Consider the following 24,825-nt stretch of genomic DNA (forward strand, 5'->3'; position numbering starts at 1 on the left):
GCGCGGGGAGGCGGTTTTTGGGGTGGGCGTTGTCGCCGCGTCAGGGCTTGGCCAGCAGCAGGGCGGCCAGTGCGTTGTCCTGCACGATGGTGATGCTGTTGTCGCGCGCATACAGCCGGGCGTTGTCACTGAGGCTGCCCTGGGCCAGCACATACAGCCCCGCAGTGGCGCCGCGTTGCTCCATGGCGGCGCGCAGCTCGCGCAGCGGCTCCACGCCATGGGTGGCGGCTTTCCAGCGGCGCGCGCTGGCCAGCGTGGTGCTGCCGCTCTTGGTCAGGCAGAAATCGGCGGCACCGCCGTCGAGTTGCTGCACCTCAAAACCGCCCTGGCGCCACGCGGCGGCCAGGGTGTCGGCAAAGCCGCGCCAGGGCATGGTCTGCGCCGCCTGCAGGGCTTGCGCCACACGCGCCGGGCTGGGCGCGTGCAGCTGCCGCCACGCCGCCATGCAGCCCACCACAAAGATCGGCAGGCCGCCCAGCGCCCCCACCACCGCATATTGCGCGGGCAGCAGGGCAAAGGCCACCAGCGCGATCAGGCCCACCAGTGCAAAGCTGATCCACCAGGGCGAGCGCAGCAGCACGGCAAACAGGGAGTTGGGCGGCATCTTGAATTTCACGGAAGTCCTTTTGTTGTCGGGGTGGTGGGCGGCTGGCGGGCGCAGGCATTGTCCTGCAACGCATGGGGTTGAGTCGCTTGGATAGACTACCCGCCCCACAGGAGTTATTTGAATGGCAGTCACCGAACAAGGCCTTTTGGCCGCGCTCACCAGCGTGCAGGACCCCCACACGGGCCAGGATTTCGTCAGCACCCGCGCCTTGCGCAATGTGCAGATTCATGGCGGCGATGTAGCCTTTGATGTCGAGCTGGGTTACCCGGCCAAGAGCCTGCTGCCCGAGCTGCGCCGCAGCCTGGTGGCCGCCGCCAAGGGAGTGGCGGGCGTGGAGAACGTCTCGGTCAACATCACCACCAAGGTAGTGGCGCACGCCGTGCAGCGCGGCGTGCAACTGCTTCCGCAGGTCAAGAACATCATTGCCGTGGCATCGGGCAAGGGCGGTGTTGGCAAAAGCACCACCGCTGCCAACCTGGCGCTGGCCCTGGCGGCCGAAGGCGCCAGCGTGGGTGTGCTCGACGCCGACATTTATGGCCCCAGCCAGCCCATGATGCTGGGCATCAACCGCCGCCCCGAAAGCGACGACGGCAAGACCATGGAGCCGCTCGAGAACTACGGCGTGCAGGTCATGTCCATCGGTTTCCTGGTGGACCAGGACGAAGCGATGATCTGGCGCGGCCCCATGGCCACGCAGGCGCTGGAGCAACTGCTGCGCCAGACCAACTGGAAAGACCTCGATTACCTCATCATCGACATGCCGCCCGGCACGGGCGACATCCAGCTCACGCTGAGCCAGCGTGTGCCCATGACCGGCGCCGTGATCGTGACCACGCCCCAGGACATCGCGCTGCTCGACGCCAAAAAAGGCATCAAGATGTTTGAAAAGGTGGGCGTGCCCATCCTGGGCATTGTCGAAAACATGGCGGTGCATGTGTGCAGCAACTGCGGACAGGTGGAGCACATCTTTGGCGCCGATGGCGGCAAGAAAATGGCGGCCGACTACGGCATGGATTACCTGGGCGCGCTGCCGCTGGACATGAGCATCCGCCTGCAGGCCGACAGCGGCAAACCCACCGTGGTGGCCGACCCGGATGGCGAGGTGGCGCAGATCTACAAGAAGGTGGCGCGCGAGGTGGCGGTGAAGATCGCCCGGCAGGCGAAAGATTTTTCGAGCAAGTTCCCCACCATCTCGATCAGCAAGAACACCTGAGCGCCGGGCGGATCGGGCGGTGGCAGTGGCGGCTCCGTGCGGTGGGGACGCGGCATTGACGCGGCTGCAAGCGGCCGCCACACTGCCTGCGGTTGACGCTTTTCGCTTGATGGCCCCATGAAATCCACCCCCGAAGCCCCCACCGTGGCCGCCGTGTCCGTTGATGACATGCGCGAGCGCATCCGCCGCAAAAGCCACCTCAAGGGCCGCCAGCCCGAAGACGCCGCCATGGCCGAGGTGGCGCAGTTACTCGGCCCGCGCCCGGCCACAGGCTTGCGGCGCGACCTGCTCATTGAGTATCTGCACCGCCTGAACGACCACTTTGGCGTGCTGCACGACCGGCACCTGGTGGCGCTGGCCCGGCAGATGAATCTGCCCATGGCCGAGGTATACGAGGTGGCCAGCTTCTATCACCACTTCGACATCGTGCGTGGCGATGACGCTGTGGCCCCGCGCCTGGTGCTGCGCGTGTGCGACAGCCTCAGCTGCAGCCTGGCCGGTGCACGCGAACTGTTGGCTGCGTTGCCCGAGCGCCTGCGTGCGATGAACCTGGGTGGAGGGCTGGGCGATGTGCAGGTACAGGCTGTGCCCTGCGTGGGCCGCTGCGAGCAGGCGCCGGTGGCTGTGGTGCACCAGTGCCCGGTGCCGCACGCCACGGTCGATGCCGTGCTGGACGCCGTCAATTTGAAGCCAAATCGGGCTCTGGCGCTTCATCCACAAGCGCAAGCAGCTATTAATTTTGACGTTGCGACGCTGGCCGGGCAAAGTGTGCCGGTGCAGCCGGACGGGGTCAGCCCCGCCCACACCGACCTGGCCACCTACCGCGCCCACGGCGGTTATCAGACGGCCGCAGCGTTGGTCAATGGCGAGATGGATGCTGAGGCCGTGCTGACCGCCATGGAGAACTCGGGCCTGCGCGGCCTGGGCGGTGCGGGGTTTCCGGCAGGGCGCAAGTGGCGCATTGTTCGGGAGCAAGCCGCTCTTGCCGAGCCCCAGGCCGCCCCAAGCGACACGGGGGCGTTTGGCGGCACGGCCGTGATGGCCGTGAACATTGACGAAGGCGAGCCTGGAACCTTCAAGGACCGCACCTATCTGGAGCGCGACCCACACCGTTTTCTGGAAGGCGTGCTCATCGCGGCCCAGGTGGTGGGCACCGAGTCCGTCTACATCTACCTGCGCGACGAATACCACGGCTGCCGCGCACTGCTGCAGACGGCGCTGGATCACCTGCGCGCCGAGCCACCATGCCCCCTGCCGCACATCGAGCTGCGCCGGGGCGCGGGCGCCTACATCTGCGGCGAGGAGTCGGCCATGATCGAAAGCATCGAAGGCAAACGTGGTGAGCCCCGCATGCGCCCTCCCTACATTGCACAGGTGGGCCTGTTTGGCCGCCCCACGCTGGAGCACAACTTCGAGACCTTGTACTGGGTGCGCGACATCGTCGAGCGCGGCCCGGATTGGTTTGCCAGCTTTGGGCGCAACGGCCGCAAGGGGCTGCGCAGTTTCAGCGTGAGCGGGCGCGTGAAGCACCCTGGCGTCAAGCTGGCGCCTGCGGGCATCACCGTGCAGGAACTCATCGACGAATTCTGCGGCGGCATGGCGGACGGCCACCAGCTCTACGCCTACCTGCCGGGCGGTGCCTCGGGCGGCATCCTGCCCGCGAGCCTGAACAACATCCCGCTCGACTTTGACACCCTGCAGCCCTATGGTTGCTTCATCGGCTCGGCCGCCGTCATCGTGCTCAGCCAGCACGATCGGGCGCGCGATGCGGCGCTGAACGTGATGCGGTTTTTTGAACACGAAAGCTGCGGCCAGTGCACGCCCTGCCGCGTGGGCACGGCCAAGGCGGCCACGCTGATGCAGGCGCCGCAGTGGGATGCTGACTCGCTGGACGACCTGGCGCAGGTGATGGCCGATGCATCCATTTGCGGGTTGGGGCAGGCCGCGCCCAACCCCATCCGCTGCATCCACAAATACTTTGCGCACGAAGTGGGTGCCGGGCCCTGGCCGGGCGACCTGCCCAAGCCGCGCAACAGCCCGCTGACCGAGCAACTGCCGGGAGGGGCGAAGCCATGAGCGCCGTGTTGACCTCTTGCGCCACACCCGTCGAGCCCGGCGTGGCTTTTGAGCTGGATGGCCAGCCCGTCACCGCCCGCCCCGGCGAAACCATCCTGAAAGCCGCGCAGCGCCACGGTGTGGAAATTCCCCACCTTTGCTACAGCGACGGCCTGCGCCCCGATGGCAACTGCCGCGCCTGCGTGGTCGAGATCGCGGGCGAGCGCACGCTGGCACCCAGCTGCTGCCGTGCCCCGACGCCGGGCATGAAGGTGCAGGCGGCCAGCCCGCGCGCCCGCAAGAGCCAGCAAATGGTGGTGGAGATGCTGCTGTCGGACATGCCCGATATGGGTTACCGGTGGAACGACGAACAGAAAAACACTCCTGAATTAATAGCTGGTAGCGCTTATCCAGAAAGCGCTAGAGGCCAATTTGACTCTAAAACTCCAGAATCGACAGGTCAACACGGCGAGCTGAGCGAATGGGCCACCCGCCTGGGCGTGGCAGCGCGGCCCGCGCTGAAAGCCCTGCGCCGCCAGCAGCCCGCGCCCGATCTGAGCCACCCCGCCATGGCGGTGAACCTGGACGCCTGCATCCAGTGCAACCGCTGCGTGCGCGCCTGCCGTGAAGAGCAGGTCAACGACGTGATCGGCTACGCGCTGCGTGGTGCCGACAGCAAGATCGTCTTCGACCTCGACGACCCCATGGCAGAGAGCATCTGCGTGGCCTGCGGCGAATGCGTGCAGGCCTGCCCCACGGGCGCGCTCAGCCCCAAGACGCACATTGGCTCCCAAAAGGTGGACCGCAAGGTCGATTCGGTCTGCCCGTTCTGTGGCGTGGGCTGCCTCATCACCTACAACGTGCGCGACGAAAAAATCATCAGCGTCGAAGGCCGCGACGGCCCGGCCAACCATGGCCGCCTGTGCGTGAAGGGGCGCTTTGGTTTCGACTACGCCCACCACCCCGACCGCCTGACGGTGCCGCTGATCCGCAAGCCCGGCGTGCCGAAAGAGGTGCAGCCCTACGGTGCCGACTGGCGGGCGGTGTTCCGCGAGGCCAGCTGGGACGAGGCGCTCGATCTGGCCGCCGGCACGCTGAAGTCACTGCGCGACACGCACGGCCCCAAGGCACTGGCGGGCTTTGGCTCGGCCAAGTGCAGCAACGAAGAGGCCTACTTGTTCCAGAAACTCGTGCGCACCGGCTTTGGCAGCAACAACGTGGACCACTGCACGCGGCTGTGCCACGCCTCCAGCGTGGCCGCGCTGCTCGAAGGCGTGGGCTCGGGCGCGGTGAGCAACCCGGTGAACGACGTGGAGCATGCCGAGCTGATCTTCGTGATCGGCTCCAACCCCACAGCCAACCACCCCGTGGCCGCCACCTGGATGAAGAACGCCGCAAAACGTGGCGCCAAGATCGTGCTGGCCGACCCCCGCATCACCGACTTGCGAACCCACGCCTGGCACACGCTGCAGTTCAAGGCCGACACCGACGTGGCCCTGCTCAACGCACTGATCCACACTGTGATCGACGAAGGCCTGGTGGATGAGGCATTTATCCGCGATCGCACCAACAATTTCGAGGCGCTCAAGGCCAATGTGATGGGCTGCAGCCCCGAGGCCATGGCGCCCGTCTGCGGCATTCCGGCCGAGACGCTGCGCGAGGTGGCGCGGGCTTTTGCCACCGCGAAGGCATCGATGATCCTCTGGGGCATGGGCGTGAGCCAGCACGTGCACGGCACCGACAACGCGCGCTGCCTGATTGCGCTGTGCGCAGTCACCGGCCAGATCGGCAAGCCCGGCTCGGGCCTGCACCCGCTGCGCGGCCAGAACAATGTGCAGGGTGCGAGCGACGCAGGGCTCATCCCCATGATGTTCCCCAACTACCAGCGCGTGGACAACGCCGGGGCCCATGCGTGGTTTGAAGAATTCTGGGGGACGAAGCTGGACGAGGCGCCGGGCTACACGGTGGTCGAGATCATGCACAAGGCCCTGGCCGACGACAGCGACCCGCACAAGGTGCGCGGCATGTACATCATGGGCGAGAACCCGGCCATGAGCGACCCCGACCTGAACCATGCGCGCCACGCGTTGGCCAGCCTGCAGCACCTGGTGGTGCAGGACATTTTTTTGACCGAAACCGCCTGGCTGGCCGACGTGGTGCTGCCCGCGAGCGCCTGGCCCGAAAAGACCGGCACGGCCAGCAACACCGACCGCATGGTGCAGATGGGCCGCCGCGCGTTGAACCCGCCCGGTGATGCTCAGCCTGATCTGTGGATCATCCAGCAACTTGCTCGACGGATGGGCTTGGACTGGAACTACGAAGGCGAGGAATCTGGCGTAGCCGCCGTGTACGACGAAATGCGCCAGGCCATGCACGCGAGCATCGAGGGCATCACCTGGAACCGGCTGGAGCGCGATTCGAGCGTGACTTACCCCTGCCTCACCGAAGACGACCCGGGCCAGCCCATCGTCTTTACCGAGAAATTTCCTACGCCCACGGGCCGCCTCACGCTGGTGCCTGCCAGTGGGACGCCGGCGGCAGAGAAGCCCGATGCCGAGTTTCCGCTGGTGCTCATCACCGGCCGCCAGCTGGAGCACTGGCACACCGGCAGCATGACGCGGCGCAGCACCGTGCTGGACGCCATTGAGCCCATGGCCACCGCATCGCTGCATGGCGACGAACTGGCCCGGCTGGGCGTGCAGCCCGGTGCGCTGGTGGGCATTCGCTCGCGCCGCGGCATGCTGCAGGTGCGCGTGCGCCGCGACGACGGCACGCCGCGTGGCACGGTCTTCATGCCCTTCGCGTATGTGGAGGCTGCGGCCAATCTGCTGACCAACGCGGCGCTCGATCCGTTTGGCAAGATCCCCGAGTTCAAATATTGCGCCGTGGCCATCACCGTGCTGCCACCATCAGCGCAATGACGCAGACGAGGGCTTTGCCCGCGGGTGGCCCATGGGGCATTGCGCCGGGGTAAAGTCAGGCCATGTCCACCCCCCGTCCTACTTCTGAAGTCGCCGTTCTGATGCGCCGCGAACGCATTGACAACCGCTGGCAGCCCTGGCGCTGGTCACTGGCCGATGTGGTGCCCCATGAGCCTGCATTTGGCACCGAGCCCCGGCGGCTGCGGCAGGATGAGCGTGAAGAGCTGTGGCTGTTCCCCGGTTTTGCCGTAGAGTTGTTTCGCGACGATGCCGAGGGCTATCACCTGAACCTGGCGTCGCCCGCGCCCTGCTGGTTTGTGATGTGGCGCATGGATGAGGACACCGGCACCAACACACCGCTGGCGCGCCCCGTGGCGGTGAGCCTGAGCTACCACGACGCCGGCCGCTGGCTCGATGCGCAGGAGTCCGTGGAACAGGTGCCAGCCGCCCCCGAAGTGCTGGAAGGCCTGCGCGCCTTTGTAGACGCCCATTACCAGCCCGAGCCCAAGCGCCGCAAGCGGCCCGACAGTTTTAGGTCGCTGCAGGACCGTTTTGGCAACCCCGCGTCGGTGTCTACCGAAAAAATGCGGGGCGGTGGCGGTGGCGGTGGTGCAGGAGGAAACCATGGCTGATGGGTTCCTGGGCCGCTGGTCGCAGCGCAAGCGGGATGTGCGCGAGGGCAAACCGCTGCAGGAACCCGCGCCCGCCCCTGTGCTGCTGGAACCGGCTGCGACACCGGGCAGCCGCCCGCAGGCAGTGAACGCGCAGGCCGCTCCGGTGCCCGCAACCTCTGCACCGGCAGCGGCCGAGCCGCCGCCCCCCACGCTGGCCGACGCCCAGGCGCTCACCTCTGATTCCGATTTCAAGCCCTTCGTGGTCCGTGGTGTGGCACCCGAAGTGCGCAACGCGGCCATGAAGAAGTTGTTTGCCGACCCGCATTACAACGTGATGGATGGGCTCGACATCTATATCGGGGACTATTCCATTCCCGACCCCTTGCCCGCATCCATGCTGCGCCAGATGGCCAGCGCCCAGTTTCTGGGCTTTTTTGACGACGAGAAAAAAACGCAAGAGTCCGCGCCCGTGGCCCAGGTGCCGGCAATGGCCCCTGGAGACGGTCAGACTGGGGATGATGCTGACGCCAGCGTCAGCGAAGGCGTGGCACAGTCGGGGGACTGCACTGAATTACCCAGCACGCCGGTGACGGCCATGCGTTCGCACCCCGGCGAACCGGCCCTGCCTGCCAGCCAAGAACCACATGACCACGCTGATCTGCGACTGCAACCAGACGATGCCCCTCAACGCGAAAGCGCTGGGCGAGGCACTGCATGAAAACCTGACCCTCCATTCCACCCTGTGCCGGCGTGATGCTGGCGCATTCCAGCGTGCGATCCAGAGCGGTGAACCCGTTGTGGTGGCCTGCACGCAGGAACAACGGCTGTTTGCCGACCTGGGGCAGCAGACCGAAGGCGCGCTCTCTCCCATCCGTTTCGTGAACATCCGCGAAACGGGTGGCTGGAGCCGCGACGCCGGCAAGGCCAGCCCCAAGATAGCGGCGTTGCTGGCCGCCGCCCATCTGCCTGAACCCGCCCCGGTGCCTACCGTCACGTTCAAGAGCGCTGGGCGGCTGCTCATCATCGGCGCGCTGGACGCGGCAGAGCAGGCGGCCGCGCTGGTGTCCGATGTGCTGGATGTCACGCTGTTCACCCAGGGCCCCGGCAACGCGGGCGGGGCGCAGGCACGGCGTTTTCCGGTGCTGGGCGGGCGCATCACGGGCCTCGCGGGCTGGCTGGGAGCCTTTGAGCTGCAGTGGGCGGCCGACAACCCGATTGACCTGGATCTGTGCACACGCTGCAACGCCTGCGTGGCCGCCTGCCCCGAAAACGCCATCGGGCTCGACTACCAGATCGACCTGTCGGCCTGCCAGTCGCACCGCGCCTGCGTCAAGGTGTGCCAGGTGGCGGGAGCCATCGATTTCACCCGCGAGGCCGCGGCGCACCAGGAGCGCTTCGATCTGGTGCTCGATCTGCGCCCGGCAGACGCCACCCCCACGTTTTTGCAGCACGCGCTGCCCCAAGGCTATTTCCGCTGGGACGGGCGTGACATGGGCATGCTGCTGCGCCTGCGCGAGCTGGTGGGCGAGTTCGAAAAGCCCAAGTTCTTTGCCTACAAGCAAAAGCTCTGCGCCCACAGCCGCAACGAAACCGTGGGTTGCAATGCCTGCGTGGACATCTGCTCGGCCGAAGCCATCACCAGCGACAAGAGCCGCCAACAGATCAAGGTGAACCCCAACCTGTGCGTGGGTTGCGGCGCCTGCACCACCGTGTGCCCCACGGGCGCGCTGACCTACGCCTACCCCGGTGCCACCGATCAGGGCCTGAAGCTCAAGACCCTGTTGTCCACTTACACGGCGGCCGGTGGCAAGGACGCCGTGTTGCTGCTGCACAGCCAGGAGCGTGGCCAGGACTTGGTGGAAGAGCTGGGCCGGGCGGCGCAGCTCAAGATTGCCCACGGGGTACCGGCGCATGTGCTGCCGGTGGCGTTGTGGCACACGGCCAGCACGGGTGTGGACCTGTGGCTCAGTGCCGTGGCCTTTGGCGCCTCGCAGATCGTGGTGCTGGTCACCAGCGAGGAGGCACCCCAATACCTGGACGGCCTGGAGGCGCAGATGGCGGTGGCCCAGGCGATCCTCAATGGCCTGGGCTATGCAGGCACGCACCTGAAACTGCTGCGCGCGCGCAATCCCACCGATCTGGATGCCGGCCTGCAGGCCCTGTCGCAAACCCGCCAGACGGTGCCGTCGGTGGCTGCCCGTTTTGCCGCGGCGCAAGAAAAGCGCAGCACGCTGGAGCTGGCACTCGACCACCTGATTGCCCAAGCCCCAATGCCCGCGGCCCAGCGGCCCGAAGCCATTGCGCTGCCTGCGGCAGGGGCGCCGCTGGGCACCATCGCGGTCAACAAGGACCGCTGCACGCTGTGCCTGAGCTGCGTGAGCGCCTGTCCGGCCAGTGCGCTGCAGGACAACCCGCAGCTGCCCCAGTTGCGTTTCATCGAGCAAAACTGTGTGCAGTGCGGCCTCTGTGCCAGCACCTGTCCCGAAGACGCCATTGCGCTGCAGCCGCGGCTGCTGCTCACGCCCGAGCGCAGCCAGTTGCGCGTGCTCAATGAAGCCAAGCCCTGGGCCTGTGTGCGATGCAGCAAACCCTTCGGCACCGTGAAGGCCATCGAGGCCATGCTGGGCAAGCTGTCGGGCCACGCCATGTTCCAGGGCGAGGCACTGGAACGGCTCAAGATGTGCAGCGATTGCCGCGTCATCGACCTGTATTCCTCCCAAAGCGAAACGAAAGTGACCGACCTGTGAGCGATTCCCTCTCCCTGAACCTGGCCGGCAGTTCGGCGCTGGACGAAGAAACCGCGCGCGCTGAGCTGTATGGGCTGCTGGCGCAGCTTTACTACGCCAGGCCTACCCCTGACACCCTGGCGGCACTGCGCGTGGCGGTCACCGAAGCCCCCGCGGCAGGCGGTTTTTTGCAGGAACCCTGGCAGCAACTGGTGGGGGCTGCGCGGGCCCAGGACGACGAGGCCATTGCCGCAGAATTTGACCGCCTGTTCGGTGGCGTGGGCAAGCCAGAAGTGTTTCTGTATGGCTCGCATTACCTGAGCGGATTTTTGAACGAAAAGCCGCTGGTGCGATTGCGCAGCGACCTTGCGGCGCTGGGCCTGGCGCGTGGCGAAGCGATGCCGGAAACCGAAGACCATGTGGCCTATCTGTGCGAAGTGATGCGTTACCTGATTGCGGGTGACGACGTGGCTGTCTGCAACCTGACGGCGCAATGCAACTTTTTTGCGACACATCTGCAGCCTTGGATTTTGCAGTTGTGCGATGCCCTGCAGGGGCAGCCCGCAGCCCACTTTTATGCCGCGCTGGCCCAATTCACGCGGGCTTTCGTGGCGGTGGAAGCGCAGGGCTTCGACATGCTCGACTGATGGTGGGTATCCCTCCAGGTGTTGTTTGCCTCGCGGCTCCATCGGTCGCAGGCGTTTCACCCAATTGCAGGGATTTACACACTGACATAGACTGTATGCAAATACGTTCATAACTGCCAGCCACTGGAGACATGCATGCCGGATCGCCAGCCTTCTTCTTCCCGTCGTAAGTTCTTTGCCGGCGCCGCCACGGTGGGCGCCGCTGCAGCAGCTGTGGCCACGTTGCCCCGCATGGCCCCGGCCGATGCCGTAGTGGCCGAGGTCGCTCGTGTGGCCCCTGAAAAAGGCGGTGGCTACTACGTGTCGGACCACGTCAAGCAGTACTACAAAACCACCCAACTCTGACAGCGGGGCACGCCATGTTGCTAACCAAGAAGTCTTCGCACGCCCCCCAGGGCACCTCCGCACCCGTTTCGCCGTTTGTGCACAGCCTGCGCCGGGGCCTTTCGCAGGCGCTGCCCACGATGGACCGCCGTTCTTTCCTGCGCCGCTCCGGCCTGGGGGTCGGGGTAGGGATTGCGGCGTCGCAGCTCGCACTGGTCAAGAAATCCAACGCCGCCGAGGGTGCCAAGGTCGGCCTGGGCGACAGCAAGATCGAAGTGCGCCGCACCGTGTGCACCCATTGCTCGGTGGGCTGTGCTGTGGATGCCGTGGTCGAGAACGGCATCTGGGTGCGCCAGGAACCGGTGTTTGACTCGCCCATCAACCTGGGCGCCCACTGCGCCAAGGGGGCGTCAGTGCGCGAGCACGGCCACGGCGAGTACCGCCTGCGCTACCCCATGAAGCTGGTCAACGGCAAGTACGAGCGCATCAGCTGGGATACGGCCCTGACCGAAATCTCCGCCAAGATGCTGGAACTGCGCAAGGCCAGTGGCCCTGACAGCGTGTACTTCATCGGATCTTCCAAGCACAGCAATGAACAGGCCTACCTGCTGCGCAAGTTCGTGAGCTTCTGGGGCACCAACAACTGCGATCACCAGGCGCGCATTTGCCACTCGACCACCGTGGCGGGTGTGGCCAACACCTGGGGCTACGGCGCCATGACCAATTCGTACAACGACATGCAAAACAGCAAGGTCGCTCTGTACATCGGCTCCAACGCGGCTGAAGCCCACCCCGTGAGCATGTTGCACATGCTGCATGCCAAGGAAACCGGCTGCAAGATGATCGTGGTGGACCCACGCTTCACCCGCACGGCCGCCAAGGCCGACGAGTACGTGCGCATCCGCTCGGGCACCGACATTCCTTTCCTGTTCGGCCTGGTCTATCACATCTTCAAGAACGGCTGGGAAGACAAGAAGTACATCCATGACCGTGTCTACGGCATGGAAAAGGTGCGCGACGAGGTCATGGCCAAGTGGACACCCGACAAGGTGGAAGAGGCCTGCGGCGTCAAGGAAGACCAGATGTTCAAGGTCGCCAAGATGCTGGCCGATAGCCGCCCTGGCACCATCGTGTGGTGCATGGGCCAGACGCAGCATTCCATCGGCAACGCCATGGTGCGTGCCTCCTGCATTCTGCAGCTGGCCCTGGGCAACGTGGGCAAGAGCGGCGGTGGCACCAACATCTTCCGCGGCCATGACAACGTGCAGGGCGCGACTGACGTGGGCCCCAACCCTGACTCGCTGCCCGGCTACTACGGCCTGGCCGAGGGCTCCTGGAAGCACTTTGCCAAAGCCTGGGGCGTGGATTTCGAGTGGATCAAGGGCCGCTACGCTTCGCCCGCGATGATGAGCAAGAACGGCATCACCGTGTCGCGCTGGATCGATGGCGTGCTGGAGAAGAATGAGCTGATCGACCAGGACTCCAACCTGCGCGGCGTCTTCTACTGGGGACATGCTCCCAACTCACAGACGCGTGGCCTCGAAATGAAGCGGGCCATGGACAAGCTCGATCTGCTGGTGGTGGTCGACCCCTATCCGTCGGCTACCGCAGCCATGGCGGCCATGCCCGGCAACCCCGAAGATCTGAACCCGGACCGCGCGGTGTACCTGCTGCCAGCTGCCACGCAGTTTGAAACCAGCGGTTCGTGCACGGCATCCAACCGCTCGCTGCAGTGGCGCGAAAAGGTGATCGAGCCGTTGTGGGAGAGCCGCAGCGATCACATGATCATGCACCAGTTCGCAGAGAAACTCGGCTTTGCCAACGAGTTGTCCAAGAACTACAAGATGCAGAAGGTCAAGGGCATGGACGAGCCTGTGCCAGAGGACATCCTGCGTGAAATCAACCGCAGTGTCTGGACCATCGGTTACACCGGCCAGAGCCCCGAGCGCCTGAAGGCCCACATGAAGAACATGCACTTGTTCGACGTGAAAACCCTCAAGGCCAAGGGCGGCAAGGACAAGGAAACCGGGTACGACTTCACCGGCGATTATTTCGGACTGCCCTGGCCGTGCTATGGCACGCCCGACCTCAAGCACCCGGGCTCTGCCAATCTGTACGATACCTCGCGCCACGTCATGGACGGTGGTGGTAATTTCCGCGCCAACTTTGGTGTGGAAAAGGACGGCATGAATCTGCTGGCCGAAGATGGATCGCACTCACTGGGCGCAGACATCACCACCGGCTATCCCGAGTTTGACCATGTGCTGGTCAAGAAGCTGGGTTGGTGGGACGAGCTGACCGACGCCGAGAAGACGGCGGCCGAAGGCAAGAACTGGAAGACCGATTCCTCGGGTGGCATCATCCGCGTGGTCATGAAGAACCATGGTTGCCATCCCTTTGGCAACGCCAAGGCGCGGGCCGTGGTGTGGAACTTCCCCGATGCGATTCCCCAGCACCGCGAGCCCATCTATGGCACGCGTCCCGATCTGGTGGCCAAGTACCCCACGCACGACGACAAGAAGGCTTTCTGGCGCCTGCCCACGCTCTACAAGAGCCTGCAGGACAAGAATGTGGCCGACAAGGTCTACGAAAAATTCCCGCTCATCATGAGTTCCGGCCGTCTGGTCGAATACGAAGGTGGCGGCGAAGAAACCCGCTCCAACCCCTGGCTGGCCGAGTTGCAGCAAGAGGCGTTTGTGGAAATCAACCCCAAGACGGCTGCCGACCGAGGCATTCGCAACGGCGAGCGCGTGTGGCTGAGCTCTCCCACGGGCGCCCGCCTGAATGTGCAGGCGCTGGTCACCGAACGGGTTGCACCGGACACGGTCTGGATGCCTTTCCACTTCTCTGGCCGCTGGCAGGGTGCCGACATGCTGGCGCACTACCCGAAGGGGGCCGCCCCCATCGTGCGGGGCGAGGCTGTGAACACCGCCACTACCTATGGATACGACAGCGTGACCATGATGCAGGAAACCAAGACCACGATCTGCAACGTGGAACGGGCTTGAGCGCACCGCGCTGACCAGGAGACAGAACAATGGCACGAATGAAATTCATCTGCGATGCAGAGCGCTGCATCGAATGCAACGGCTGCGTTACCGCCTGCAAGAACGAGCACGAGGTGCCGTGGGGCGTGAACCGCCGCCGCGTGGTCACCCTCAACGACGGTGTTCCCGGCGAAAAATCGATCTCGGTGGCCTGCATGCACTGCAGCGACGCGCCCTGCATGGCAGTCTGCCCCGTGAACTGCTTTTACCGCACGGACGAAGGCGTGGTGCTGCATGACAAGGATGTCTGCATCGGCTGCGGCTATTGCAGCTACGCTTGCCCGTTTGGCGCACCCCAGTTTCCGTCGCAAGGCACTTTCGGCGTGCGCGGCAAGATGGACAAGTGCACCTTCTGCGCCGGTGGCCCCGAGGCCAATGGCAGCCAGGCAGAGTTTGAAAAGTACGGGCGCAACCGGTTGGCTGAAGGCAAGTTGCCAGCCTGCGCCGAGATGTGCTCGACCAAGGCCCTGCTGGCGGGTGATGGTGATGTGGTTGCCGACATTTTCCGCAACCGTGTCGTTCAGCGCGGCAAAGGGGCCGAAGTGTGGGGCTGGGGCACCGCCTATGGCACACAACAGGGTGCCCAGCCACCTGCAGGAGCCAAGCCATGAAACGTATTTCCATCACCCTGACGGCGGTATTGGCCCTTGCCGGCCTGAGTGCCTGCACCGAAAAACCGCAGACCGGTGGTGGCGTCAAGCAAGACGCTGCACCCTTCGCGGGCACGGGTAGCAATTTCACCCAGCCGGGCTGGAAAGCAGGCGACAAGGCGGGCTGGGAGCAGCATCTGAAGGCGCGCCAGCAATACGGCCAGAACGAATACACCCGCACCCAATAAAGCGAGGCCCGTTATGAAACACATCGTGTGTGCCTTGTTGTTGGGAATGGCATCGGCGTTGGGCACCGTGAACGCTCAGACGCCTGCGGCCTCTGACGTGGCTCCCGCACCTTCCGCTGCGCCTGCAGTGGCAGGGATTCAGAGCCAGAACATCTTTCAGGTGAAGCCCGACGCCAGCGCCGACCCCCAATACGCTGAGCAGACCAACGGCGAGCGCGGTAAGGTGCAGCCGGGCAACAACGCGCCGATGTGGCGCCAGGTGGGGCAGGGCGTTACCGGCTACAGCAGCCTGCCCTTGAGCCAGGCGCCCGAGGCCGGCAACCTGATTCAGCCGATGGTGCAGTACCCAGGCGCGCGTTTCACCAACGCTGGCGAGGGTTGGCGCCAGGTGCGCAACCAGTGGATCATCCCTTATGGCGCGGCCTTGCTGGGAATTGTGCTGCTTGCCTTGGCGATTTTCTATTTCACCAAGGGTTCCCTGGGGCATGAGCACCCTGAATCGGGCCGCAAGATCGAGCGTTTCACACCGTTTGAGCGCGCCGCGCACTGGGCGAACGCCGGCGCATTCATTGCCCTGGCTATTTCGGGCATTGTGATGGCGTTTGGCAAGTTCTTTTTGCTGCCTGTCATGGGCAGCACGCTGTTTGGCTGGCTGGCCTACGCGCTCAAGAACGTGCACAACTTCATGGGCCCCTTGTTTGCCGTCTCGCTGCTGGTCATCATTGTCACTTTTGTGAAGGACAACATTGCCAATCGTGCAGATTTTGTCTGGCTGAGCAAGGGCGGCGGCCTGCTCGGCAGTGGCGATCATCAGGTGCCTTCACACCGCTTCAACGCGGGCGAAAAGGGATTGTTCTGGTGGGGCATCACCATTCCCGGCATCGTCGTGGTGGCCACAGGCCTGGTGCTGGACAAGTTGATTCCCGGCTTTGGCGATGTGCGTGGCGACATGCAGGTCGCCCACATGATCCATGCCGTGCTGGCGATCTGGATGATGGCCTTGATCTGCGGTCACATCTACATGGGAACCGTCGGCATGCGTGGTGCCTACAAGGCCATGAAAACCGGCTACGTCAGCGAAGGCTGGGCCCGTGAGCACCATGAACTTTGGTATGACGATGTCCAGGCGGGCAAGATTCCACGGCAACGCAGCGCCAGCCACCCGGCGGCCGATGCTGCCGCAACACCATCTGCGGGTCGTCCCGCGCAGGTATGAGGTTTCGCACCATGACGCATTTTTCTCGTTCCTCGTTGCTGGCGCTGTGCGCAGCCAGTGTTTGCACGTTGGCATCTGCCAAGCTGCCTGCACCCTCGCCTGAGGCAGCTGCCAAGGCTGCCGAAGCCGCCGCCAAGGCCGCCTGGGCTGGAAAGGTGGGCAACTACAAGCTGTGTCTTTCGCAAGATCGCGTGGCAGCCCACTACCGCAACACGGCACCATCGGCCAAGCCAGCCGCTGCGGTGGGTTCGGGTTGCACCGATCCCGGCCCCTTTGCCTACACGCCCCCAGCGGCCAAGCCCGCTGAGGCGGCTGGCGCGCATTCGCCGCCAGGCACCGCCAGCAGCCCGCCCAGCACGCTGGTGCCTGCTGCGGCAGCCGCGTCTGCGCCCAAGTCCTGAAGGCAGCCATTGCCTGGATGAAAGCCGTGTCCACTTTGTGGGCGCGGCTTTTTTTGTAGCAGGACCGGACCGACGCCCTGCGGACAGTGCGCAGATCGTCGCAGCACCAGTGCAGCCCGTCATCGACAGTCCCCGCGCCATGCCGCATGAGCGGCTGCCGCGTATATTGGCACCATGAAACGTTCCTCGCACCCTGCTTCTGTTGTGCCAATGCTGCCGCGTCTTACGCAAGCCCAAGCGCCTCTCACCCACAGTGTGGAGGTTGTCAATGAGCTGGGTGAGCGCGAGCAGGTGCAGATTCCCGCAGAGCGGCCGCTCACCATCTACGTGGACAAACGCGAGCTTGTGACCCTGATGACCCTGGGTGCGCAGCCCGAATTGCTGGTGCTGGGCTATTTGCGCAACCAGCGGCTGGTGCAATCGGTGCAGGACATCGAATCCATCACCGTCGATTGGGAAGTCCATGCGGCAGCGGTCAAGACGCGCCACGGCATCGCGCGCATCGAAGAACGCACTGCCAGCAAGGTGGTGACCACGGGCTGCGGCCAGGGCAGCGTGTTTGGCGGACTGATGGACGAGGTGGATCGCATCGATCTGCCCGCAGCGCAGCTCACCCAGGCGCAGCTTTATGGCATCGTCAATGCCATCCGCATCAAGGAAAGCACTTACAAGTCTGCCGGCTCAGTGCATGGCTGTGCGCTGTTTTGCGGTGAAGAGTTGCTCATCTTTGTAGAAGACGTGGGCCGACACAACGCCATCGACACCATTGCCGGCTGGATGTGGATGCAGGCCGGTGAAATGGCCGGAAGCGACAAAGTCTTCTACACCACGGGGCGGTTGACCAGCGAGATGGTCATCAAATCGGCCCAGATGGGCGTTCCCATCGTGGTGTCGCGCAGCGGCATGACGCAGATGGGGCATGCAGTTGCGCAGCAACTTGGCCTGTGTGCCATTGGCCGTGCAACCAACCGGCGCTTTGTCTGTTACAGCGGCGCCGACCGCTTGCTGCTGCAGCCCGAACTAGCAGTTGCTCATCCTGCCGTGCCCGCCGCCGTTGGATAGTGTTTACCGCGCAGCAGAGCGTTGCGTATTTGCCTGACGGCAGACCGGCTGGCAAGCGCACCAGGGTTTGTCAAGCCCCTAATGCCGCTTCGGCGGCGCAATTGCGCTAAGGTTCATACCCATGAATCTCTCCTTTTTTCGCCTGGGGTTGCGCACCCTGGCCCGTGACCTGCGTGCGGGTGAGTTGCGCCTGCTCATGGTGGCTGTCACCCTGGCGGTAGCGGCGCTGACGTCGGTGGGTTTTTTTGCAGACCGGTTGCAGGGAGGGCTTCAGCGTGACGCCCTGCAGTTGCTGGGCGGCGACGCCGTGGTGGCCAGCGACAACCCCACGCCCCCCGCCTTTGCCGAGCGTGCGCGGGCGCTCGGCCTGCAGACCGTGACGACCATGGGCTTTCCCACCATGGGCCGGGCCAGCGATGTGCAAGGCGGTGCCACCAAGCTCGTGGCCCTCAAGAGCGTGGAGCCGGGCTATCCCTTGCGCGGCAGCCTGCAGGTGGCCGATTCGCCCGATGCCGTGGCGCAGGTCACGCGCGATATTCCTGCGCCGGGCGAGGTATGGGTGGACGCCCCCTTGCTGGAAGCGCTGGGGCTGTCGATGGGCGACATGTTGCTGCTGGGCGATGCCCAGTTGCGCATTGCACGCATCATCGTGGTGGAGCCCGACCGGGGCGCCGGTTTCATGAGCTTTGCGCCGCGCGCCATGCTCAACCAGGCCGATGTGCCCGCCACCGGCCTGGTGCAACCCGCCAGCCGCCTGACCTACCGCTTTGCCGTGGCCGGTTCGCCTGCAGCCGTCAAGGCTTTCAGCGAATGGGCTGCCATCGAGGCGACAAAGCCCGAAGTGCACGGCGTGCGGGTTGAGTCGCTTGAAAGCGGCCGCCCCGAGATGCGCCAGACGCTGGACCGCGCCCAGAAATTCCTCAATCTGGTGGCCCTGCTGGCGGCATTGCTGTCGGCCGTGGCCGTGGCGCTGGCAGCGCGCGGCTTTGCGGCCGACCACCTGGATGCCTCGGCCATGCTGCGTGTGCTGGGCCAGAGCCAGCGCGCCATTGCGGGCGCCTACACCACCGAGTTCGCACTGATCGGTTTGTTTGCCAGTGCGATGGGTGTGGCGCTTGGCTACCTGGTGCACAACGTGTTTGTGCTGCTGCTGGCGGGGCTGGTGGAGTCGGCACTGCCCGCGCCCAGCCTGTGGCCCGTGGCATTTGGCCTGGGCATGGGCATTACGCTGCTGCTGGCCTTTGGGCTGCCGCCGGTGCTGCAACTGGCCCAGGTGCCGCCGCTGCGCGTGATCCGTCGCGACATGGGTGGGCTCAAACCCGTGTCGCTGGTGGTGCTAGCGGTGGGCGTGGCCGGTTTTGCAGCACTGCTGCTGGCCGTGAGCAGCGACCTGGCGCTGGGTCTGATTGCCGTGGGTGGCTTTGCTGCAGCCGTGGCGCTGTTTGCGCTGCTGAGCTGGGGCGCGGTGAAACTGCTGCGCAAGAGCGTCAACGAGTCCACCGCACCGCGCTGGCTGGTGCTGGCCACGCGGCAGATATCGGCCCGCCCGGCCTATGCCGTGGTGCAGGTCAGCAGCCTGGCCGTGGGGCTGCTGGCGCTGGTGCTGCTGGTGCTGCTGCGCACCGACCTGATTTCCAGCTGGCGCCAGGCCACCCCGCCGGATGCGCCCAACCGCTTTGTCATCAACGTCATGCCCGACCAGGCAGAGGCCTTTCAGCAGGTGCTTCAAGACGCTGGCGTGGCCCGCTACGACTGGTACCCGATGATTCGCGGCCGCCTGCTGGCCGTGAACGGCCAACCCGTGGGGCCGGACAGCTATGCAGAAGACCGCGCCAAGCGCCTGGTGGATCGCGAGTTCAATCTCTCCAACGCGGTCGAAGCGCCCGGCCACAACCAGGTGGTTGCTGGCCAATGGACGCCGGGCGAAGAAGGGGCCATCAGCGTGGAAGAAGGCATTGCGCAAACCCTGGGCCTGCAGCTGGGCGACCGCCTGCAGTTCGACATGGGCGGTGTGCAGAACGAGGCCCGCATCACCAGCCTGCGCAAGGTGGACTGGGGTTCCATGCGCGCCAATTTCTTCGTGATGTATCCCGTGGCCAGCCTCAAGGATGTGCCCGTGACCTACCTGGCCGCTTATCGGGCGCCCGACAAGGCGGGGTTTGACAACGCGCTGGTGCGCCAGTTTCCCAACATCACCAACGTGGACATGGGCGCCACCATTGCCCAGGTGCAGCGCGTGCTGGAGCAGGTGATCCAGGCGGTCGAATTTTTGTTTGCCTTCACGCTGGCCGCCGGGCTGGTGGTGTTGTTCGCGGCCGTCACGGCCACGCGCGAAGAGCGCGCGCGCGAGTTCGCCATCATGCGTGCCATGGGGGCCCGTGCCAGCCTGTTGCGCCAGGTGCAGCGCGCCGAACTGGTAGGCGTCGGGTTGCTCGCGGGCTTTCTGGCCAGCTGCGTGGCCGTGGCTGTGGGCTGGGCCTTGGCGCGCTATGTGTTCGATTTCGCCTGGACCGCCGCACTTTGGGTGCCGCTGGCGGGGGCCCTGGCGGGCGCCGTGCTGGCGCTGGCGGCGGGCTGGTGGGGGCTGCGCGATGTGCTGAACCGCCCCGTGGTGGAAACGCTGCGCCGTGCCGCAGAGTAGGTGATGGCGTGCGACCGTTGCCTTGACAATTTTTGATATTGATTTGATAGCTGCTAGCGCTTGATACCATTGGACTAGAGCCTGTTTTTATATGAATTCTTCCGTCCCTGATGCGCACGCAGACCGCTCCGACCCCGCAGCCGCCGAGACGCCCTTTGCGTGGATCGGCGGTGAAAGCCGGGTGCATGCGCTCACCGAGCGCTTTTACGACCTGATGGACCTGGAGCCCGGCTACGCCGAGCTGCGTGCCGCCCACGGCAATGAGCTGGCCGATGCCCGGCAAAAGCTCTTTTGGTTTCTGTGCGGCTGGCTGGGCGGCCCCGATCACTACCAAAGCCGATTTGGCCATCCGCGCCTGCGCATGCGCCACATGCCGTTTGCCATCGGCATCAAAGAGCGTGACCAGTGGGTGGCCTGCATGGACCAGGCCATGGGAGAGACGGGTGTTCCCGATGCGTTGCGGGCGCGCCTGCGCGAAAGCTTCATGGGCACCGCCGACTGGATGCGCAACAAGGGCGTGTGAGGTGGCAGAACGGATGCTATTTATTTGGTAGCTGTTGGCGCTTTCTCATCAAGGGTTTGATTCGTATTCTGCGCAAATTTTGTGCGTATCGTGGAGTGGCGGATGCGCACAGTGGGCCTCGCGTACCGCTCCGGCTCAGCCAAGCCATCTTCGGCCGTTAAGATGCTCTCATTCAATCAAATGGGAGGTGGGATATGTCGGCAACTGCATGGATGGTTCTGGCGTTGGTCGCCGTGGTGGTGATTTGGGCCATCGCCGTTTACAACCGTTTGGTGCAACTGCGCAACCGCATTGCCAACGCCTTTGGCCAGATTGATGTGCAGCTCAAGCGCCGCTACGACCTGGTGCCCAACCTGGTGGAAGTGGCGCGCGGCTACCTGGCCCACGAGGCGGCCACGCTGGAGGCGGTGATCAAGGCGCGCGGCCAGGCGCAAGGTGCGGCGGCCGCAGCGCGGGCGGCGCCCACCAGTGCCAGCGCCATCGGTGCGCTGGCGGTGGCCGAGCAGGCCCTGGGTGGCAGCCTGGGGCGACTGATGGTGGTGGCCGAAAGCTACCCCGAGCTCAAGGCAGACGCGACCATGCAATCGCTCAGCGAGGAGCTCACCAGCACCGAAAACCGCCTGGGTTTTGCCCGCCAGGCCTACAACGACCAGGTGCTCGACTTCAACGACCAGGCCGCGCAGTTTCCGGCCATCGTGGTGGCCCGATTGCTGGGGTTTCCCACGGCCCCCATGCTCGAATCCACGCGCAGCGAAGAAGAGCGGGCCGCGCCCAAGGTGCAGTTCTGACCAGCTGCCCGCATAAGCCATCCCCATGAAATTCTGGGACCACCAGCACAGCGCCCGCAGCGAAACGCGGCGGCTGCTGCTCGCCTTTGCACTGGCCGTGGCCGTGCTGGTGGCGGCCGTGCATGGGGCGCTGGTGGTGGCCTGGCTGCTGATGGTGGCGGTGCTGCCGGTGCATTTGCCGTTTCCGGCCGGTTTTCTGGCCGTGAACGTGGGGGTGTCGCTGATGCTGGTGCTGGGCGGTTGGTGGGTCGAAACCTCCAACCTGCGTGCGGGTGGCGTCAAGCTGGCCCAGCGCATTGGCGCGCGCGAGGCCCGGCCGTCCGTGTCGCATGCCGAGCAACGCCTGTGCAACATCGTTCAAGAGCTGAGCATCGCCGCCCACATGCCGCAGCCGCAGGTCATGGTGGTGCCGCGCACCGATGCCATCAACGCCTTCGCCGCCGGGTGGGACGCGAGCGATGCCGTGGTGGCGGTCACCCAGGGCGCGCTGGATCACCTCAAGCGCGAAGAGTTACAGGGCATGGTGGCCCACGAACTGAGCCATCTGCACGAGGGCGACACGCGCCTGAAGATGCGGCTGGCGGGCATGGTGTTTGGGCTGGAGCTGGTCTACAACTTTGGCGACGAAGTGCGCGAACGCCGTGGCCTGGCATGGCTGTTTGGCTCGGCCATCATGCTGGCGGGTTTTGCCGGCTGGCTGGCGGGCCGCATGCTCAAGGCCGCTGTGTCGCGGCAGCGCGAATACCTGGCCGATGCCCGCGCCGTGCAATGGACGCGCAGCCGCGACGGCCTGGGAGGTGTGCTGCGCAAGGTGATGGCGCAGCGCCGCGACACCCCCGCAGGCTACGAGCGCACCACCCACCAGGGCCTGGCACACCCCGCCGTGCAGCACATGCTGCTGGTGGATCTGCCGGGCGCTGGCGCCATGGAGCGCTGGCTCGACTCGCACCCCACGCTGGTAGACCGTGTGCAGCGCATCTATGGCCGCAGCATGCAGCCGCTTGCGCTCACCCCCGTTGAAGAGCCGCCCGAGGCCGCCCGCCGCGCGGGCACCGTGGCGCCGGGCGCCGTGACGCTGGCGTCAATGGTCGATCCCTTCGCCCGCCTGTAAATCTCGCTTGCCAGGGCGCCCCACCAGAGCACCTTGCGCCGGATGACTATCGCGGCGCCGGGCCCGCAGCGGGCGCAGGTCTTTGCAGCATGCCCCGGGTCTCGATGAACTTCACCACTTCGGCCACGCCCGCCTGCGTTTTGAGGTTGGTCATCACAAAGGGCTTGAGGCCCTGCGCGTTGGTGCGCATGCGCACGGTGTCGGCGCGCATCACCTCCAGGTTGGCGCCTACGTGCGGGGCCAGGTCGGTCTTGTTGATGATGAACAGGTCGCTCTTGGTGATGCCGGGGCCGCCCTTGCGGGGGATTTTTTCGCCCGCTGCCACGTCGATGACGTAGATGGTGAGGTCTGAGAGCTCGGGGCTGAAGGTCGCAGCCAGGTTGTCGCCGCCGCTTTCCACAAACACGATGTCGGCGTTGGGAAACTCGCCCAGCATGCGGTCGATGGCCTCCAGATTGATGGAGCAGTCTTCGCGGATGGCGGTGTGCGGGCAGCCGCCAGTCTCCACGCCCAGGATGCGCTCGGCGCTCAATGCGCCGCTCACGGTCAGCAGGCGCTGGTCTTCCTTGGTGTAGATGTCGTTGGTGATGGCGATGAGGTCGTAGTCATCGCGCATGGTCTTGCACAGCATCTCCAGCAGCGTGGTCTTGCCCGAGCCCACGGGGCCGCCAATGCCTACGCGCAGTGGGGGCAGGGTCTTGGTGCGGTTGGGGATGTGGTGCAGTGTGGACATGGTTCTACTATTAAAAATATAGCTGCTTGCGCAGTATCTATAAGGGCTACGACCGAAAAAGCCTTGAATATTGGACTTCGTGCTGGGCCGAAAGGATGGCCAGCATGGGCGAGAAAGCCTGGCGCTCACTGTCCATCAGGCCGATGGCGTGGTCTGCGGCAGGGGGAATAGCGTCGGCCAGGCGCGCCAGGATGCGCTGGCCTGCGCTTTGGCCCAGCTGCATGGATTTGAGGGCGGCCTGCACCATGTTCTCGGCCCAGCCGAAAGCGTAGGCCAGCAGCACCTCGCGCACGCTGGCCTGCGTGGCGGATGCGGCCAGCGCAAAGGCGACGGGGTAGGTGGGGGGCAGTGCGGCCAGGTGGCGCACGGCGGGCATCACCTCTTCATTGCCCTGGTGCTGGTTGCGCAGCCAGTCGGCCATCGACCGGCCCATCTGCTCCGTCTGCAGGCGCAGTTCGCTGGTTTCGCGGGTGTGCAGCACCCAGTCGTTGAGATGGCGCACATGCACCCAGTCGGCACGGCGCCAGGCGCCTGTGGCCTTGGCGATCAGGGCCATGTCGCCGCGTGCCTGGCTGATGTGGAGCTGGTCCAGCAGCCAGTCGGCCACGGCGGATTCACTGACGATGCCCGCGTTTTCAATGGCGCTCTCCAGCCCCTCGGAATACGAAAAACCGCCCACAGGCAAAGCCGGGGAGGCCAGCCACATCAGCTGCAAAAAGCTGGCGGCGGGCAGGGAGGCGGTGCGGTCCAGGCGCATGAAATCGCTGCGACGGCTCAGTGGTCGTGGTTGCAGTGGGGGCCATGCACATGGCCCTGGGCCACGACCGGGATGGACACGGGGCGGGCAGGGGCCGGAGCGTGGGCGTGGTCATGCCCATGGTCATGCCCACCGCCATGCCCTGCCGCATAGGCGCCGCCTTCGGGTTCAAAGGGAAGGTCCTGCGCTTTCACGATGAGGTGCATGGCACGCAGCATGTCGGCCAGCACATGGTCGGGCTCGATCTTGAGGTGGTCGGGCTGCAGTTCGATGGGCACATGGCGGTTGCCCAGGTGGTAGGCGGCGCGTGTCAGGTCAAACGGTGTGCCATGGTTGGCGCAGTGGGTGATGACCAGCACGGGCTGCGGGGCCGCAATCACGCGCACCAGCGAGCCGTCTTCGGCCACCAGCACATCGCCGCCGCGCACCAGGGTGCCGCGCTGCAGAAAGATGCCCAGTTCGCGCCCGGCCGAATCGGTGGCCGCAAAACGGCTTTTCTGGCGAACGTCCCAGTCGAGTTCGACCGTGGTGGCGCGCTTGAGCAAAACGGGTGCAAGGCCTTGGCCATGGGGGATGAGTTTGGAGACCTGGATCATTGATG

The 24,825-nt window shown here is 65.2% G+C and carries 22 protein-coding genes; 18 read left to right on the forward strand and 4 right to left on the reverse strand.

All coding sequences use genetic code 11. The features are described from left to right. Window positions 1-40 precede the first annotated feature (40 nt). Window positions 41-616 (reverse strand): restriction endonuclease, encoded by a 576-nt coding sequence (locus DTW89_RS09170; RefSeq protein WP_442858102.1) that lies wholly within the window; start codon window positions 614-616, stop codon window positions 41-43. A 112-nt stretch (window positions 617-728) separates the two neighbouring features. Here DTW89_RS09170 and apbC point away from each other — a divergent pair, with 112 nt between their 5' ends. The 18 genes from apbC to DTW89_RS09260 all read left to right on the forward strand — a co-directional run bounded on the left by apbC (window position 729) and on the right by DTW89_RS09260 (window position 22,734). Then, entirely contained in the window at window positions 729-1,820 is a 1,092-nt protein-coding gene (apbC, locus tag DTW89_RS09175) for an iron-sulfur cluster carrier protein ApbC (RefSeq protein WP_114655713.1), read from the forward strand. A gap of 117 nt (window positions 1,821-1,937) precedes the next feature. Further along, window positions 1,938-3,896 carry an NADH-ubiquinone oxidoreductase-F iron-sulfur binding region domain-containing protein gene (locus tag DTW89_RS09180; protein WP_114655714.1) on the forward strand — a complete coding sequence of 653 codons (1,959 nt, stop codon included), beginning with the start codon at window positions 1,938-1,940 and terminating at the stop codon, window positions 3,894-3,896. Then, window positions 3,893-6,796 (forward strand): formate dehydrogenase subunit alpha, encoded by a 2,904-nt coding sequence (gene fdhF, locus DTW89_RS09185; RefSeq protein ID WP_114655715.1) that lies wholly within the window; start codon window positions 3,893-3,895, stop codon window positions 6,794-6,796. The genes DTW89_RS09180 and fdhF overlap by 4 nt, the downstream gene beginning before the upstream one ends. Window positions 6,797-6,858: 62 nt before the next feature. Next, window positions 6,859-7,428: a DUF3305 domain-containing protein gene (locus DTW89_RS09190; protein ID WP_024816089.1), complete on the forward strand. Its 570-nt coding sequence runs from the start codon at window positions 6,859-6,861 to the stop codon at window positions 7,426-7,428. After that, window positions 7,421-8,128: a DUF3306 domain-containing protein gene (locus tag DTW89_RS09195; protein ID WP_114655737.1), complete on the forward strand. Its 708-nt coding sequence runs from the start codon at window positions 7,421-7,423 to the stop codon at window positions 8,126-8,128. The genes DTW89_RS09190 and DTW89_RS09195 overlap by 8 nt, the downstream gene beginning before the upstream one ends. Continuing rightward, window positions 8,088-10,157 (forward strand): 4Fe-4S binding protein, encoded by a 2,070-nt coding sequence (locus DTW89_RS09200; RefSeq protein WP_114655716.1) that lies wholly within the window; start codon window positions 8,088-8,090, stop codon window positions 10,155-10,157. The genes DTW89_RS09195 and DTW89_RS09200 overlap by 41 nt, the downstream gene beginning before the upstream one ends. After that, complete coding sequence (locus DTW89_RS09205; RefSeq protein WP_114655717.1) at window positions 10,154-10,783, forward strand: TorD/DmsD family molecular chaperone; 630 nt, start codon at window positions 10,154-10,156, stop codon at window positions 10,781-10,783. Before DTW89_RS09200 ends, DTW89_RS09205 begins: the two co-directional genes overlap by 4 nt. A gap of 135 nt (window positions 10,784-10,918) precedes the next feature. Beyond that, a complete protein-coding gene (locus DTW89_RS09210; protein WP_024816085.1) occupies window positions 10,919-11,128 on the forward strand; it encodes a hypothetical protein in 210 nt (69 codons plus the stop codon). Between the two features lie 14 nt (window positions 11,129-11,142). Then, window positions 11,143-14,115 carry a formate dehydrogenase subunit alpha gene (locus DTW89_RS09215; RefSeq protein WP_114655718.1) on the forward strand — a complete coding sequence of 991 codons (2,973 nt, stop codon included), beginning with the start codon at window positions 11,143-11,145 and terminating at the stop codon, window positions 14,113-14,115. Between the two features lie 29 nt (window positions 14,116-14,144). Further along, window positions 14,145-14,765 carry a formate dehydrogenase FDH3 subunit beta gene (gene fdh3B, locus DTW89_RS09220; RefSeq protein WP_024816083.1) on the forward strand — a complete coding sequence of 207 codons (621 nt, stop codon included), beginning with the start codon at window positions 14,145-14,147 and terminating at the stop codon, window positions 14,763-14,765. Beyond that, the gene (locus DTW89_RS09225) at window positions 14,762-14,992 is read left to right on the forward strand and encodes a hypothetical protein (RefSeq protein ID WP_024816082.1); all 231 of its coding nucleotides are present in this window, start codon (window positions 14,762-14,764) and stop codon (window positions 14,990-14,992) included. The genes fdh3B and DTW89_RS09225 overlap by 4 nt, the downstream gene beginning before the upstream one ends. A gap of 13 nt (window positions 14,993-15,005) precedes the next feature. Continuing rightward, complete coding sequence (locus DTW89_RS09230; RefSeq protein WP_114655719.1) at window positions 15,006-16,208, forward strand: formate dehydrogenase subunit gamma; 1,203 nt, start codon at window positions 15,006-15,008, stop codon at window positions 16,206-16,208. An 11-nt stretch (window positions 16,209-16,219) separates the two neighbouring features. After that, on the forward strand, window positions 16,220-16,609 hold the full coding sequence (locus tag DTW89_RS09235) for a hypothetical protein (protein ID WP_024816080.1): 390 nt from the start codon (window positions 16,220-16,222) through the stop codon (window positions 16,607-16,609). 174 nt (window positions 16,610-16,783) lie between these two features. Beyond that, window positions 16,784-17,671: a formate dehydrogenase accessory sulfurtransferase FdhD gene (locus DTW89_RS09240; protein WP_114655720.1), complete on the forward strand. Its 888-nt coding sequence runs from the start codon at window positions 16,784-16,786 to the stop codon at window positions 17,669-17,671. Window positions 17,672-17,792: 121 nt separating this feature from the next. After that, window positions 17,793-20,312, forward strand: coding sequence for an ABC transporter permease (locus DTW89_RS09245; protein WP_114655721.1), 2,520 nt, complete (start codon window positions 17,793-17,795; stop codon window positions 20,310-20,312). A 91-nt stretch (window positions 20,313-20,403) separates the two neighbouring features. Continuing rightward, complete coding sequence (locus tag DTW89_RS09250; RefSeq protein ID WP_114655722.1) at window positions 20,404-20,835, forward strand: group II truncated hemoglobin; 432 nt, start codon at window positions 20,404-20,406, stop codon at window positions 20,833-20,835. 194 nt (window positions 20,836-21,029) lie between these two features. Further along, window positions 21,030-21,623 (forward strand): LemA family protein, encoded by a 594-nt coding sequence (locus DTW89_RS09255; protein ID WP_114655723.1) that lies wholly within the window; start codon window positions 21,030-21,032, stop codon window positions 21,621-21,623. Between the two features lie 25 nt (window positions 21,624-21,648). Continuing rightward, a complete protein-coding gene (locus DTW89_RS09260) occupies window positions 21,649-22,734 on the forward strand; it encodes a M48 family metalloprotease (protein WP_114655724.1) in 1,086 nt (361 codons plus the stop codon). A 46-nt stretch (window positions 22,735-22,780) separates the two neighbouring features. On the opposite strand, the gene ureG is transcribed toward DTW89_RS09260, so the two are convergent. From ureG to ureE, 3 genes are read right to left on the reverse strand one after another with little or no spacing between them, the layout of a single operon-like run. Next, on the reverse strand, window positions 22,781-23,467 hold the full coding sequence (ureG, locus tag DTW89_RS09265) for an urease accessory protein UreG (RefSeq protein WP_114655725.1): 687 nt from the start codon (window positions 23,465-23,467) through the stop codon (window positions 22,781-22,783). Window positions 23,468-23,513: 46 nt separating this feature from the next. Continuing rightward, on the reverse strand, window positions 23,514-24,224 hold the full coding sequence (locus tag DTW89_RS09270; protein WP_114655726.1) for an urease accessory protein UreF: 711 nt from the start codon (window positions 24,222-24,224) through the stop codon (window positions 23,514-23,516). 17 nt (window positions 24,225-24,241) lie between these two features. Continuing rightward, a complete protein-coding gene (gene ureE, locus DTW89_RS09275; RefSeq protein WP_114655727.1) occupies window positions 24,242-24,820 on the reverse strand; it encodes an urease accessory protein UreE in 579 nt (192 codons plus the stop codon). Window positions 24,821-24,825: the final 5 nt, after the last annotated feature.

Source organism: Acidovorax sp. BoFeN1 (assembly GCF_003345135.1).
Taxonomy (GTDB): Bacteria; Pseudomonadota; Gammaproteobacteria; order Burkholderiales; family Burkholderiaceae_C; genus Acidovorax; species Acidovorax defluvii.